This window comes from Kitasatospora sp. NPDC032121, assembly GCF_055580145.1.
The window spans coordinates 635238-648586 of the sequence record NZ_JBVILX010000002.1; the positions used below are offsets into that span (position 1 = coordinate 635238).

At 74.4% G+C, this 13349-nt stretch carries 12 protein-coding genes; 5 read left to right on the top strand and 7 right to left on the bottom strand.

What is annotated here, in order from left to right:
- Window positions 1-254 precede the first annotated feature (254 nt).
- Window positions 255-1823, top strand: a complete 1569-nt coding sequence (locus tag ACZ5OX_RS08705; RefSeq protein ID WP_465629301.1) for a protein kinase domain-containing protein — start codon at window positions 255-257, stop codon at window positions 1821-1823.
- Window positions 1824-1984: 161 nt separating this feature from the next.
- Here ACZ5OX_RS08705 and ACZ5OX_RS08710 read toward each other — a convergent pair whose 3' ends face one another.
- From ACZ5OX_RS08710 to ACZ5OX_RS08730, 5 genes are all read right to left on the bottom strand, one after another.
- A complete protein-coding gene (locus tag ACZ5OX_RS08710) occupies window positions 1985-2506 on the bottom strand; it encodes an ion channel (RefSeq protein WP_465629302.1) in 522 nt (173 codons plus the stop codon).
- A gap of 84 nt (window positions 2507-2590) precedes the next feature.
- A complete protein-coding gene (locus ACZ5OX_RS08715) occupies window positions 2591-4024 on the bottom strand; it encodes a hypothetical protein (RefSeq protein ID WP_465629303.1) in 1434 nt (477 codons plus the stop codon).
- A 151-nt stretch (window positions 4025-4175) separates the two neighbouring features.
- Window positions 4176-4460, bottom strand: coding sequence for a Sec-independent protein translocase subunit TatA (gene tatA, locus ACZ5OX_RS08720; protein WP_465629304.1), 285 nt, complete (start codon window positions 4458-4460; stop codon window positions 4176-4178).
- A gap of 240 nt (window positions 4461-4700) precedes the next feature.
- Window positions 4701-5270 carry a methyltransferase family protein gene (locus ACZ5OX_RS08725; protein WP_465629305.1) on the bottom strand — a complete coding sequence of 190 codons (570 nt, stop codon included), beginning with the start codon at window positions 5268-5270 and terminating at the stop codon, window positions 4701-4703.
- Between the two features lie 147 nt (window positions 5271-5417).
- A complete protein-coding gene (locus ACZ5OX_RS08730) occupies window positions 5418-6980 on the bottom strand; it encodes an MFS transporter (RefSeq protein WP_465629306.1) in 1563 nt (520 codons plus the stop codon).
- 83 nt (window positions 6981-7063) lie between these two features.
- Here ACZ5OX_RS08730 and ACZ5OX_RS08735 point away from each other — a divergent pair, with 83 nt between their 5' ends.
- Window positions 7064-7669: a TetR/AcrR family transcriptional regulator gene (locus ACZ5OX_RS08735; protein ID WP_465629307.1), complete on the top strand. Its 606-nt coding sequence runs from the start codon at window positions 7064-7066 to the stop codon at window positions 7667-7669.
- On the opposite strand, the gene ACZ5OX_RS08740 is transcribed toward ACZ5OX_RS08735, so the two are convergent.
- A complete protein-coding gene (locus ACZ5OX_RS08740) occupies window positions 7659-7976 on the bottom strand; it encodes a cupin domain-containing protein (RefSeq protein ID WP_392914342.1) in 318 nt (105 codons plus the stop codon). The genes ACZ5OX_RS08735 and ACZ5OX_RS08740 overlap by 11 nt on opposite strands.
- A gap of 181 nt (window positions 7977-8157) precedes the next feature.
- Here ACZ5OX_RS08740 and ACZ5OX_RS08745 point away from each other — a divergent pair, with 181 nt between their 5' ends.
- Window positions 8158-8424 carry a hypothetical protein gene (locus ACZ5OX_RS08745; protein WP_465629308.1) on the top strand — a complete coding sequence of 89 codons (267 nt, stop codon included), beginning with the start codon at window positions 8158-8160 and terminating at the stop codon, window positions 8422-8424.
- Window positions 8425-8523: 99 nt separating this feature from the next.
- On the opposite strand, the gene ACZ5OX_RS08750 is transcribed toward ACZ5OX_RS08745, so the two are convergent.
- The gene (locus ACZ5OX_RS08750) at window positions 8524-9681 is read right to left on the bottom strand and encodes an acyl-CoA dehydrogenase family protein (RefSeq protein ID WP_465629309.1); all 1158 of its coding nucleotides are present in this window, start codon (window positions 9679-9681) and stop codon (window positions 8524-8526) included.
- Window positions 9682-9883: 202 nt separating this feature from the next.
- Between ACZ5OX_RS08750 and ACZ5OX_RS08755 the strand changes: the two genes are divergently transcribed.
- Both ACZ5OX_RS08755 and ACZ5OX_RS08760 read left to right on the top strand, forming a co-directional pair.
- Window positions 9884-11107 (top strand): TetR/AcrR family transcriptional regulator, encoded by a 1224-nt coding sequence (locus tag ACZ5OX_RS08755; protein ID WP_465629310.1) that lies wholly within the window; start codon window positions 9884-9886, stop codon window positions 11105-11107.
- Window positions 11108-11363: 256 nt separating this feature from the next.
- Window positions 11364-13319: an ATP-binding protein gene (locus ACZ5OX_RS08760; protein ID WP_465629311.1), complete on the top strand. Its 1956-nt coding sequence runs from the start codon at window positions 11364-11366 to the stop codon at window positions 13317-13319.
- The last annotated feature ends 30 nt before the right edge of the window (window positions 13320-13349 follow it).

Sequence of the window (13349 nt, forward strand, 5' to 3'; positions counted from 1 at the left end):
CGAACCCCCCCCCCCCCCCCCCCCCCCCCCCCCCCCCCCCCCCCCCCCCCCCCACCACCCCCACCCCCCCCCCCCCCCCCCCCCCCCCCCCCCCCCCACCCCCGTGCCGGCGGCCGGGGGACCGCTGCCCGGTCCCCCGACCGCCACCCTCCGCCCCTGGTCGGGCCGTTCGGCCCGTACGGCGGTGCGGCTATCGTGCACAGGTGCACGAGGCGGCCCGGGACCCCGGGCAGGGCACGTGAGGGGAGCTCCAGGTGATCGGACGGGCGCTGAACGGGCGTTACGAACTCGTCGAGTTGCTCGGCGTCGGCGGCATGGCCACCGTGTGGCGCGGCGTCGACCGGGTGCTGGGCCGTCAGGTGGCCGTCAAGGTGCTCAACGGCGGCCTCGCCGACGACCCCCGCTTCGCCGAGCGGTTCAGCCGCGAGGCCCAGCACGCGGCCATGCTGGCGCACCCGAGGATCGTCATGGTCTTCGACTCCGGCGTGGACCAGGGCACCCCGTTCATCGTCATGGAGCTGGTCAGCGGCCGTTCGCTGGCCGCCCTGCTGGCGGAGCGGCAGGCGCTGCCGGTGGAGCGCGCCGTCGGCATCGCTGCGGCGGTCTGCGAGGCGCTGTCGGTCGCGCACGCGGCCGGGCTGGTGCACCGGGACATCAAGCCCGGGAACATCATGATCACCGACGACGGCGGCGTGAAGGTCGTCGACTTCGGCATCGCCCGGGCCGGTTCCTCCAACAACCTCACCCAGACCGCGAGCGTGCTCGGTACGGCCGCCTACCTCTCGCCCGAACAGGCCACCGCCTCGGAGCTGGACGGGCGGACGGACCTGTACGCGGTCGGCTGCGTGCTCACCGAGATGCTCACCGGCGCGACCCCGTTCACCGCCGACACCCCGGTGGCGATCGCCTTCAAGCACGTCAGCGAGCAGCCCCTGCCGCCGTCCGTCCGCCGCCCCGGCCTGCCGCCCGCGCTGGACGCGGCGGTGCTGCGGCTGCTGGCCAAGAACCCGGCCGACCGCCCGGCCGACGCGGCCGCCGCACGGGCCGAACTCCTCACCATCGTACCGGGGTTGATGGTCGGCGACCCGACCGCCGAACTGCTCGCGAACACCGCCGGGGCCGAGACCCGGTTCCTTCCGCCCGTGGCCGCCGCCCCCTCGCCGAACCAGCAGCACACCACCGTGCTGCCGCCCCAGCCGCCGGCCGCCACCTCGGTGATGGCGCCGATCCCCGTCCCCGCCCCGGCGCCGGCCCCCGTCCCCGCCCCCGCCCGCAGCCGGCGCAAGCCGCTGGTGCTCGGGGCGCTGGGCGTGGCGGGCCTCGCCGGGGTCACGGCGCTGGCCCTCACCGCCTTCGACGGACCGGCCGACGGTGCGGCCGCCGCCAAACCGGCCGCGGCCACCGCTCCGGCGGTGACGCCCACCACCCAGGCCACGACCCCCGCCCCGAAGGCCTCCACGCCGACCTCGGCGGCGCCCACCACCACCGCGCCCTCCACGCCCCCCGCACCCACCTCGGCCGTCCCGCGCAACCAGCCCGCCGCGCTGCAGATCCAGTCCTTCCGTCAGGCCGTCGCCCAGGCCCAGGTCGGCAAGGAACGGGACAAGCAGGCGGAGCTGCTGAGGATCCTCGACACCACCGCCGCGCGCCTCAACGAGGGCAACCCGGACGACGCCGCCCAGGAGCTCAGGAACGCCCAGAAGGTGGTCCGGGACATGGGAAAGAAGCACGCCGTCGACGTCCCGACGTACGCCAACTGGAACACCCGCCTCTCGGCCCTGTTCGCCACCCTCCACACCGCCGCCGACCTCCAGGACGACTGACGGTCCACCGGAGCGGGCCCGCAACCGCTCCTGCGTGATCGACGCCAGCCGCTCCTGAGTCCACCGCCTTGTCCACAGCCTGTGGACAAGGCGGTGGGTCCGACCCGGGTCCACGCCCGCGCCGACCGCTGGTACGGGCCCGCCCGCGCCGGCCGGCGGGTTCACTCCTGCTTCCGGATCCTCCGCTCGACGTTCCCCCGGATCGCCTGGGACGCCGTCCCGGCCGCGGCCGCGAGGAACACGAAGTTGTACCCGATCTGGAGCGTCACCACGAGCCTGGCCGTCTGCCCCGCCGGGGTGATGTCGCCGTACCCCACGGTGGCCATCGTCACGACCGTGAAGTACAGCGCGTCCAGCCGGGTCTCCAGCCCGGCGAACTCCGCCTTGCGCGAGCCCAGCACGAAGTACGTCCCCGCGAAGATGGTCAGCGCGAGGAAGATCAGGAAGATCAGCCAGACCACCGGCCGCTTGGCGGTGCCCCGCATCACGCCGATGATCTTGGCCAGCATCAGCCAGCTCATCCCGACCAGCGCGCCCACGAAGGCCAGCCAGCTCAGCTGCGGCCGGCGCTCGCCCAGCCACTCCAGCGGCAGGACGAAGTACCCGACCATCAGCAGCGTCGACGCGCACAGCAGCCAGAACCAGGCCCTCAGGTCGGTAGGCGGCGGCGGGTTCTCGGACATCCCGTCCAGCCTCGCCGCACCCGCTTCCGCCCGCCCTCCCGCCTGCTCCGGTCGGGCGAGCCCCGCCGGGCCCCGGGCTCCCCTTCAGGCCACCGGCCGAGAAGGCCCGGCCGGCCCGGCCCACTCGGTCGGTCCGGCCCCCGGCTCGTCCAGCAGCTCCAGCACCGCCAGGACGGCGAGCAGCCCGAGCGCCAGACAGAGCGTCACCAGCACCGTCGGGTAGCTCCACAGCACGAAGGCCAGTGCGGTGAGCGCGACCGCCAGCCAGCCCAGCGGGGCCTTCCAGCGGTGGACGAACCGGCCGACCGGCCCGAGCCGCAGGCCGGCCCGTCCGGCCACCCGCCGTACCCCGCCCAGCCCGGCGCGCCAGCCGCCCCGGACGGTGCGCGCCCAGCGCCCCGGGCCCGTGACCCAGGCGCCGAGCGCCACCAGCAGGCCGAGGGTGACCACCACCCGGACGGCCGAGCGCAGGTACCGCACCAGGGTGTCGTACACCGCCTGGGCGGCCGCCTGGTCGACGTCGGCCGGCAGCCGGTCCAGGTAGACGGCCCGGAACACGCTCAGCCCGACGCCCAGCAGCAGCGCCCCGCCCGCCATGCCGAGGGACGCCACCACCACGGCCCGGCGGCGCCGCGCGGCGAGCAGCACCCCGCCGAGCGCGCAGGCGCCGGCCAGCACCGGCACCCAGAACCCGGCCAGGTTCAGGACCCGCAGGGTGGTGCGGATCTCCGGCAGGGCGTCGGACTGCACCAGCGGGTAGGAGGTGTGGATCTCCGGGATCCGGGAGGCCAGCGGGATCCCCTGGTCGACCAGCTTGGACTTCACCCGGGCGATCACCGGGGCGAGGTCGAGCACCACGGTGTCGCCGTGCACCTCGACGGCGCCGCCGCCCTGCCCGGTCACCATCTGCACGACGGCGGCGTGCGCGTCCCGGTTGGCGTCCGTCCAGAGGGTGACGAAGGCGTCGCTGCCCACCAGCCGCTCGACCTGGGTGTGGACGAAGCCGCTGAGCCCGCCCTCCAGGGCCTGGCCGACGCCGCCCAGCAGCGCGCCGAGCTTGGGCTTGTCGTCCGGGGCGAGGCCGTCGAGCAGTGAGTCGAGCGGGAGCTTCTTCATGATCTCCGCGGTCACCCGGTCGGTGACGGCCGCCTTGATCCGGGGGTCCTCGGCCAGCGGGGCCATGGTCGCGAGGTAGCGGTCGGTGTCGCTGATCTCGGACCTCGCCCAGAGCGCGAGGGCGCCGAGCGGGGTGAGCACACAGGCCAGCACGATCAGCAGGGCGGCGAAGAAGGAGCGCACCAGGTGCCGGGGCGGGCGCGCTGCCGACCCGGCTGCCAACTGCTCGGCGAGCCGCGCCTCCTGGGCCTCGACGGCGCTCAGCCGGGCCCGCAGCTCGGCCAGTCCGTCACCGGCCCCGTCACCGGGCTCGTCACCGGGACCGTCGCCGGGACCGGAACCGGCACCGGGCTCGCCCCCACGCGTACCGTCGCGCTCGCCGCCGGGCTCGTCGGTGGGCATGCCGGGACTCCGTTCCTCCGGTGGGTGCACACCAGGAGACAACGGATCAGATCGGACGGCCAGTCGGGAGGGTCCGGGTGCCCGGACGGCCCCGGAACGCGGAAAGCCCCTGGTGGGTCACCAGGGGCTTTCCGGAGGCACGGAGGGAGGATCAGGCGGTCGTCTCGGGCCGCTTGGTCTCGGTGGCCTTGGTCACGTTGGTCGGCGTGACGGCCGGGCGGTCGGCGCTCTGCTGGGGAGCGGCGGTGCTCTGCGCGGTACCGGCGGCGTCCGCCGGGGTGTCGTCCTCGCGCATGGCCTTGGTCTCGGCCTTCAGGATGCGCATGGACTTGCCCAGGCCGCGGGCCATCTCGGGCAGCTTCTTCGATCCGAACAGCAGGACTACGACCGCCAGCACCACGAGAATGTGCCAGGGCTCAAGACCGTTCCGCAGCATCCCTGGCCACCGGTCCCTTCTTGTCTAGAGTCATGGCGGGCGCTAGCGCCCGTGCTGGCCAGTATGCCTGGCCCTGACGGCGAACGGATACACCGGCCGGGAAACGCTGGCCAAAAACCAGGTGCCGTTCAGGCGGATCGCGAGGACCGCGGTGCCCAGCTGGCCGAATACGGGTGCCGAAGCTCACATGCGCCGCTCGTGCCGGTGCGTTCGGTGCGTTCACCGGTGCGTTCGGCGCGTTCAGTAGACGAACGGCACCAGACGCTTCGACACCCGGCGGTACTCCTCGTACTCGCTCCCGAAGGCGTCCAGCAGCAGCTGTTCCTCGGCGGAGATCCGCCGGCCGTACGCGGCCAGCAGCAGGGCCGCGACCACCAGGGCGGCCACCCAGCTGCCGGTGCCGACCGCGTAGCCGGCCCAGACCAGCAGGCTGCCGGTGTAACCGGGGTGCCGGATCAGCCGGTACGGGCCGCCGCGGACCAGCTGCTGGGTCTCCACGGTGCGCAGGGTGCGGGTGTAGTACCGGCCCAGGGTGCGCATGCCCCAGGCCCGCAGCGCCAGCCCGGCGGCCACCGTGGCGACCCCGAACCAGCGCGCCCAGGCGGGCAGTTCGCCGATCCCGGCGCGGTCGAACAGCACCACGACCAGGACCGAGGCCGGGTAGCAGCCGAGCAGCAGCCGGGTCGACCCGCGGTCGCGGCGGTCGGCGTGCCAGGTGCCGGCGGAGGCGTCCTCGCGCCGGCGCAGGAGCAGCTCGTAGGCGATCCAGCAGAGCAGGCCGAAGAGGGAGAGGAGGGAGGGCACGGACATCAGGGCTCCCGGCGGTCGGATCCGAGGTGTGCCTCGACGGTCCTCCGACCGGGCCGCCGGTACACCCACCCGGGGGTGGACCCGCCGCGATCCACCTCCGGGTGGAGTTCCGGCAGGCCGTGACTCGCGTGGACCGGGCCGGGTGGGTCAGACGGTGGTGGGCTCGGGCTCGGGGGCGGGCGCGGTGGTAGTGGTGGCGGCCGGGAGGTGGCGCATCAGGCGGTAGGCCAGGGTCGCGGCGCCCAGTGCGAAGACCAGGCCGACCACGGCCGCGACGTGCAGGCCGTCGGTGAAGGCGGTGCGGGCGGTCTCCAGCAGGTCGGCGCCGACCCGGTCGGGCAGGTGGCCGGCGACGGTGACCGCGCCGCCGAGGGTGTCCTGGGCGGCCCGGGCGGCCTCGCCGTCGACGCCGGCCGGGAGGGCACCGTCCAGCCGGTGGCGGTAGACCGCGGCGCCGGCCGCGCCGAGCAGGGCGATGCCGAGCGAGCTGCCGAGCTCGACGGCGGTCTCGGAGGTGGCGGAGGCGGCGCCGGCCCGTTCGACCGGGGCGGCGGAGACGACCATCTCGGCGGTCATCGTCATGGTGCCGACCGTCCCGGCGGCCAGCACGCCCGCCGCGGTGAGGATGAGCGCCAGCGGGGAGTGCGCCCCGACCCGGGTCATCATCGCGAAGCCCGCCGAACCGACCAGGAACCCGCCGCCCATCAGTACCGCCGGGCGGACCTTCCCGGCCAGCGCCGAGCTGATCCCGACCGCCGCGCCGACGCCCAGGCTCGGCACCAGCGACCAGAGCGAGGCGGTCAGCGGGCTCATGCCCTTGACCAGCTGGAGGTACTGCGAGGTGAAGAGCGAGAAGCCCATCATCGCGAACATCGCGATGCTGTTGACGCTGATCGCGCCGCTGAAGGTGCGGATCCGGAACAGGCTCAGGTCGAGCAGCGGGTCGGCGGCGGTGCGCTGGCGCCGGACGAAGGCGGCGGCCAGCAGCAGCCCGACGGGGATGGCGAGCCCCGGCAGCGGGCTCCAGCCGTCGACGGCGACCGTCTTGACGCCGTAGACCAGCGGCAGGATCGCGGCCAGCGAGAGCGCGGCGCCGAGCAGGTCGAAGCGGCCGGTGCGGCCGGGGGAGCGGTACTCGGGGAGCAGGACGGGCGCGGTCAGCAGCACCAGGGCCATCACCGGGACGGCGAGCAGGAAGGCCGAGCCCCACCAGAAGTGCTCCAGCAGCAGGCCGCCGGCGACCGGGCCGAGGGTGGCCCCCGCGGTGAGGACGCCGCCCCAGGCGCCGAGGGCGATCTGCCGCTGCCTGGGGTCGTGGAACATGTTGCGGATCAGCGCGAGGGTCGAGGGCATCACGGTGGCCCCGGCCGCGCCGAGCACCGCGCGGGCCGCGATCAGCTGGCCGGCGTCGTGCGACCAGGCGGCCAGCAGCGAGGCGCCCGCGAAGCCGGCGGCGCCGATCATCAGCAGCCGGCGGCGGCCGATCCGGTCGCCCAGGGCGCCCATCGTGATGAGCAGCCCGGCCAGCAGGAACGAGTACATGTCCATGATCCACAGCTGCTGGGTGCCGCTCGGCGCCAGCGTGGTGGAGATGTACGGGACGGCGAAGAAGAGCACGCCCATGTCCATGGTGAGGACGAGGGTCGGGAGCAGGAGGACGGCCAGGCCGATCCATTCGCGGCGGCCTGCGCGGCCGGTGGTTGCGGTCATGGGGAAGACGGTACGGATGTGTCAGACGTCTGTCTAGTACAAATGTGCAAGACATCCGTCCAGGACTTCCGTAGGATCAGGGCATGGGAAACCGCGAAGACCTGATGGCCGGCGCCAAGCGCTGCCTGTACGAGAAGGGCTACGGGCGCACCACCGCCCGTGACGTCGCGACCGCCTCCGGCGTCAGCCTGGCCGCGATCGGCTACCACTTCGGCTCGAAGGAGGCGCTGCTCAACGCGGCGATGATCGAGGCGATCGGGGAGATGGGGGCGGCCATGGGAGCGGTCGTGATCGCCGCCAACCGGGTGTCGGACGACCCGGAGGTGCGCTTCGCCGCCGTCTGGGACGGCCTGCGGGGCGTCTTCGTCGAGCACCGCGGGCTCTGGGCGGCCCAGTTCGAGGCGCTCGCCCAGGCCGGGCACGCCCCCGACCTGGCGCAGGCCTTCGCGGCGGCGCAGAAGGAGGGACGGCTCGGGCTGGCCGCCGTGTTCCAGGGGGTGTCCGAGGTGCCGGACACCGAGGAGGAGGTCGCCCGCGGGGCCTTCTACCAGACCCTGCTGGCCGGCTACTGCGCCCAGTGGCTTGCCGCGCCCGAACTCGTGCCCAGCGGGCAGGACTTCCTGCGCGGACTGCGGCTGGTCAGCGACAGCGTGTTCAACCCCGTGGAGCCCCCGCCCGCTACGCGGTGACGGCCGTCAGCAGCACCACCGAGTCGACGTGCGCCAGCAGCCCGTGCCGCTCCTGCGGGACGGGCTCCAGGTGGCCGGCCGGCAGTTCCAGCCGCCGGCCGGCGATGGTCAGCGAGACCCGGCCGCGCAGCACCTGGACACTGCCCGCGGTGGGCGGGTTGTGCTCGTCCAGCGCGGTGCCCGCGGTCAGCGCGATCACGGTCTGCCGCAGCATTCCGTCGTGCAGGACCAGGTGGGCGCTGCGCCCGTGCGGACTCTCGGCCGCCCGGGCGGCGTGCTCCACGGCGAGCTGTTCGAGATCGGGCATCGCGCCTCCTCCTCGCTCCGGGTCCGGGCGCACTCCGTGTGCCCAGGGTCGCGGACGCCCGGGCGGCCCGCACCCGGAGGCGCCGCGCCCTGATCCGACGGAATCCGGGAGACCGGCCCCGGGCCGTCCCACCCGAGCAGTCCGAGGTGCGGCCCCCGCCGACTGCCCGCATCGTGGAGGCATGGCGACCAACCAGAGAATGTTCAGCGGTTTCCAGGTCAACCGTCCGGTGCTGGCCGGTGGCGTGGCGCTCACCGCGATCGGCACGGTGCTCAGTGCGGCCGGGGCGACGATGGTCTGCGTGGCCCTGCTCGCCGCGGGGCGCACGTGGGTGCGCGGCCTGGAGGCGCGACCGGCCGCGATGGCCCAACGGGCCCTGCGCGAGGCGCGGGTGGCGTCCACGGCGGGCTGGGAGGCCTGGCGCGCCGAGCACAGCTCGCCCAACTGAGCCGGGACGGCCGCAGGTGAGGGCGCCGGTACGGGTACGGCGGGCCGCCCGAGGGCGACCCGCCGCAGCGTTCGAACGGCCCGAGCGGCCTGAACGGCCCTACAGGCCGAGCGACTTGGCGATGATGCTGCGCATGACCTCGCTGGTGCCGCCGTAGATCCGGAACACCCGGTTGTCGGTGTAGAGCCGGGCGATCGGGTACTCCAGGATGTAGCCGTAACCGCCGTGCAGCTGGAGGCACTTGTCGATCACGGTGGAGGCGGACTCGGTGCAGAACAGCTTCGCCGCGGCCGCGTCCGCGACGGTCAACTCGCCGTTCTGGTACAGCTCCAGCGCCCGGTCCACCATCGACTGCTGCGCCACCACCTGGGCCTCGCAGTCGGCCAGGGTGAACTTGGTGTTCTGGAACTCGGCGACCGCCTTGCCGAACACCTTGCGGTCCTTGACGTACTGCACCGCGAACCGCACCGCCGCCGCGGCCGCCGCGTACGCGCCGACGGCGATCGCGAGGCGCTCCTGCACCAGGTTGTGGGTCAGGTAGGAGAACGCCCGGCCCTCCTCGCCGAGCAGGTTCTCCACCGGAACACGGACGTCGTCGAACGCCAACTCGGCGGTGTCCGAGGTGCGCAGGCCGATCTTCTGGAGCTTGCGGCCGACGGTGTAGCCCTCGGAGGCGGTGTCCACGCAGAGGATGGACAGTCCGGCCCGGCGGTTCTCCGGGTCGTGCGGGGCGGTGCGGCAGACCACCAGGACGAGGTCGGCCAGCACGCCGCCGGTGATGAAGGTCTTGGCGCCGTTCAGGACGTAGTGGGTGCCGTCCTCGGAGAGCCGCGCGGTGGTGGAGATGCCCGCGAGGTCGGAGCCGGCGCCCGGCTCGGTCATCGCGATCGCGGTCATGATGTCGCCGGAGACGAAGCCGGGCAGCCAGCGCCGCTTCTGCTCCTCGTTCGCGTACTCCAGCAGGTAGGGCAGCACCAGGCCGGTGTGCACGCCGGAGGAACCGAAGCTGACGCCCGCCCGGGCGGTCTCCTCGGCGATCACCGCCTGGTACTTGAACCCGCTCTCGCCCGCGCCGCCGTACTCCTCCGGCACCTCGATGCCGTAGACGCCGAGCGCGCCGAGCTGCCGGTAGAAGTCGCGCGGCGGGTGGCCCTCGGCCTCCCAGCTCTCGTAGACCGGGACGACCTCGTTGGCGATGAAGTCCCGGATGGTCTCCCGGAAGGCCTCGTGGTCCTCGTTGAACACGGTGCGGCGCACGGCGGCGCTCCCTTCGACGGCACCGGCCGGGGCTGCCGACCGGAGCGGAACGTGCCTGGTGATGGCCCCACAAGTTAATCGGGGCTAGCTTCGGCTGTCCAGAGTCGGCCGGAGGTGAAAAGCCCGTGGGGAAAGGCTTGGAGGGGCGCGAAGTGAATCCTTGCTAGCCTTCCGTCGACGCTCGCAGGAGAGGGGGCCCGCCATGGTGGTCCGACGGCCGCCCGGGCGGCGCGCCCAGATCCTGGCCGTGGCCGCCGACCGCTTCCACCGCAGCGGCTACCACCAGGTCTCGATGACCGAGGTCGCCGCCGGCGTCGGGATCACCGCGCCGGCGCTCTACCGGCACTTCCGCGGCAAGCCCGAACTGCTCGACCGGGCCGTCCTCCTGGGCCTGGACGCGCTCGCCGAAGGCCTGCGCGCGGCCCGCACCACCGCCGACCTCGGCAGCGCGCTGGCCGCCGTCGCGGTCGGCCACCGTCCGCTCGGCACCCTGGTGCAGCGCGACGCCCGGCTGCTGCCGCCGGCCCGGCGGGCGGCGCTGCGCCGTGAACTGCGCGCCGACGTCGCGCTGATGGCCGCGGTGCTGCGCGCCGAACGGCCCGAACTGGTCGCCGGGGACGCCGAGTTGCTCTGCTGGTCGGCGCTCTCGGCCTGCGCCGGGCTGTCCTACCAGTCGGCGGCGCCGCAGCCCCGGCGGGCCGAGGCGCTGCTGCGCGCGATGGTCGCGGCCGTCCTCGCGGTCCCTCTGGACGGTGCGGTCCCCCTGGACGGTGCGGTCCCCCTGGACGGTGCGGCCACAGGGTCCGTCGGCGTACCGGTGACGCGGCCGGTGGCGCGGCCGACGCCGGAGCCCAGAGCGCGGGCGCGCCGGGAGGAGCTGCTCGCGGCGGCCGTGCGGCTGTTCCACCAGCGCGGCTTCGACAACGTCAGTACCGACCAACTCGGCGCCGCCGTCGGCATATCCGGCCCGAGCGTCTACCGGCACTTCGACAGCAAGGCCGAGCTGCTCGCCGCCTCGCTGGTGCGCAGCCGCGAACGGCTCTGGCACGAGGTCGACGGCGCGATCGCGGCCGCCGCCGGGCCCGGGGCGGCGCTGGAGGCCGGGCTGGGCGCGTACGTCGGCTTCGCGCTGCGCAACGGCGACTACCTGGGCGCGATGCTCAGCGAGACGGAGCGGCTGGCCCCGCCCGACCGCCGGGCCGCGGTCGACTTCCGGCGGGACTTCCTGCGCACCTGGGTCGGACTGCTGCGGCAGGTGCACCTCGGGTACGACGCGGCGACCGCCCGGATCCGGGTGCACGCGCTGTTCGCGCTGGTCAACGACGGGGTGCGGAACCGTCCGCACTGCGCCCGGCCGGACCTCGGGGACTGCCTGCTGCGGCTCGGCCGGGCGGTGCTGGGCGTTCCCGGGGAAGGGCCGTCCTGAGCAGCGAGCGGCGAAGCGGCGCGGGGGCCTGGCGGAGGAGGGTGTGGGGGTAGTGGTCCCGCGCGTCGACGCCGCGGTCGGACCGGGTGGTGCCCGCGTTCCCGTCGTCGCCCTGCCGGGCGTCGGCCGTCCCGCCGTTGCTCTGCTGGGCGCCGACGCTCCCGCTGTCGGGGCCGTCACCGCGAGGCCGTGGTGCTGGTTGCCCGCAGGAGAAAGAAATGGTCGACGGATAGTCGCACTGGCACACTGAGGACCCATGTCTGATGGTGCCCCGCCCGAGCCCACCCCCGACGAGGAACTGCGGACGACCGAGGTCGATCTCGGCGGCCTGGTGAACGTCCTCGCCACCCACCTCTACTCCACCCCGCTGGTCGCCCTGCGCGAACTCGTCCAGAACGCCCACGACTCGCACACCCGCCGGCTCCTGGAGGACCCGGACGGCGAACACCGCCCGCTGATCCGGGTGCGTGCCGACGCCGCCCGGCGCACCGTCGCCATCGAGGACACCGGCGCCGGCCTCACCGAACCCGAGATCCACTCCTACCTGGCCACCGTCGGCACCGGCTACACCCGGATGCTGCGCGAACTGACCGGGAACCAGGAGCTGATCGGCGCCTTCGGCCTGGGCTTCCTCTCCGCCTTCTCGATCGCCGACGAGGTCACCGTCACCACCACCTCGCACCGCGAACCGCGGCTCGGCCACCGCTACCGCAGCCGCGGCGGCGAGCAGTACCAGGTCGAGCCGGTGCCCGCCCGGCCCCACCCGGGCACGGTGGTCGAGCTGGCGCTCAAGCCCGAGCACGGCCACCTCGCCGACGAGGACGTCCTGCGCGACGTGCTCGGCCGCTACTGCGTGCTGCTGTCGATCCCGGTGTACGTCGGCGCGGACGAGCGGCCGGTCAACTCCGTCGAGGTGCCCTGGCGGCAGCAGGCCCTCCCGTCGCCCACCGCCACCCCCGGCCGGGACGCTTCGCGCCGCCCCTCCGACGGCGACCAGTACGCCGCCCGGATGCGCTTCGCCGCCGCGTTCGGCCGCCGCTTCGAGCCGCTCACCGCCTTCCCGGTCCAGCCGGTCGAGGGCGTGACCGACGCGGTCGGCCTGCTCTGGGTCCAGGACGGCGGCAGCTACGGCACCAGCGACAACCGCGACCTCGCCGTCTACCTGCGCGGCATGCTGCTCGCCGAGGACGCCCGCGACCTGCTGCCCCGCTGGGCCGGGTTCATCGGCGGCGTGGTCGAGTCCAACCGGCTCACCCCCACCGCCAGCCGTGAGGACCTCCAGCGCGACGAGCACTACCACGCGCTCCGGAAGGTCCTCACCGACGCCATCGTGGACGGCCTCTACGAGACCGCCCGGCTGCGGCCCGCCGCGTGGCGCCGCATCCTCACCCGGCACGGCACCGACCTGCTCGGCGCCGCGCTCTGCGACGAGCGGCTGTTCACCCTGCTCGCCGACGACGTCCCGGTGCCCACCTCCCAGGGCGACCTCACGGCCGGCGCGCTGCGCGCGGCGGGCGGCGGCGCGGTGCACCTCGCGATCGGCAGCGGCGGCGGCTTCGAGGAGATGCTGTACCGGGCGATGCGGGTGCCGATCGCGCGCGGCGACCGCTACGCCGTCCGGCCGTTCCTGCACCGCTACGCCGAGCTGCGCGGCTGCCGGGTGGTCGAGCTGGGCAGCGAGAAGGGCGACCGCGAGCTGTTCCGCGACCCGGAGCACCCGCTGCCGCAGCACGAGGCGGCCTGGCTGGCGGGCGCCCTCGCCGACCCGGGCGAGCAGCTCGTCCCGGCCCGCTTCGACCCGCCCGGCCTGCCGCTGGTGCTGGTGCCGGACCGCGAGGCCGAGCTGAAGGCCAGGATCGAGGACGACCAGGCGGACGCCCGGATCCCGTCCGCCGCCCTGCGGCTGGCCCGCGCCTTCACCGCCCGCACCGACGGCGGGGTCAGGGCCCGGCTGTACCTCAACCTGGACAGTCCGGCGGTCCACGACCTGCTCGCCGCCTACCGCGCCGGGCACACCGGCAGCGCGACGGCGGCCGGGCTGCTCCGCTCGATCAAGGTGATCATGGCCGCGGCCTCGTCCGGCCCGTCCGAGGGCGACCTCACCACCGCGCTGAGCGGCATCGGCACGGCGGTGTCCGCCCTGACCGCCGCCGTCCCGGCCGGTCTGCCGGAGGTCCCGGACAGCCCCGGCGTCCTCTCGGAGGAGCCGTGACGGACGGACTGTCAGTGGGGTGCGGTAGAC

Bases quoted from the DNA above. Each gene is read 5' to 3' on its own strand.
- ACZ5OX_RS08710 (WP_465629302.1), bottom strand. From the start codon at position 2,506: ATGTCCGAGAACCCGCCGCCGCCTACCGACCTGAGGGCCTGGTTCTGG.
- ACZ5OX_RS08715 (WP_465629303.1), bottom strand. From the start codon at position 4,024: ATGCCCACCGACGAGCCCGGCGGCGAGCGCGACGGTACGCGTGGGGGC.
- tatA (WP_465629304.1), bottom strand. From the start codon at position 4,460: ATGCTGCGGAACGGTCTTGAGCCCTGGCACATTCTCGTGGTGCTGGCG.
- ACZ5OX_RS08725 (WP_465629305.1), bottom strand. From the start codon at position 5,270: ATGTCCGTGCCCTCCCTCCTCTCCCTCTTCGGCCTGCTCTGCTGGATC.
- ACZ5OX_RS08730 (WP_465629306.1), bottom strand. From the start codon at position 6,980: ATGACCGCAACCACCGGCCGCGCAGGCCGCCGCGAATGGATCGGCCTG.
- ACZ5OX_RS08735 (WP_465629307.1), top strand. From the start codon at position 7,064: ATGGGAAACCGCGAAGACCTGATGGCCGGCGCCAAGCGCTGCCTGTAC.
- ACZ5OX_RS08740 (WP_392914342.1), bottom strand. From the start codon at position 7,976: ATGCCCGATCTCGAACAGCTCGCCGTGGAGCACGCCGCCCGGGCGGCC.
- ACZ5OX_RS08745 (WP_465629308.1), top strand. From the start codon at position 8,158: ATGGCGACCAACCAGAGAATGTTCAGCGGTTTCCAGGTCAACCGTCCG.
- ACZ5OX_RS08755 (WP_465629310.1), top strand. From the start codon at position 9,884: ATGGTGGTCCGACGGCCGCCCGGGCGGCGCGCCCAGATCCTGGCCGTG.
- ACZ5OX_RS08760 (WP_465629311.1), top strand. From the start codon at position 11,364: ATGTCTGATGGTGCCCCGCCCGAGCCCACCCCCGACGAGGAACTGCGG.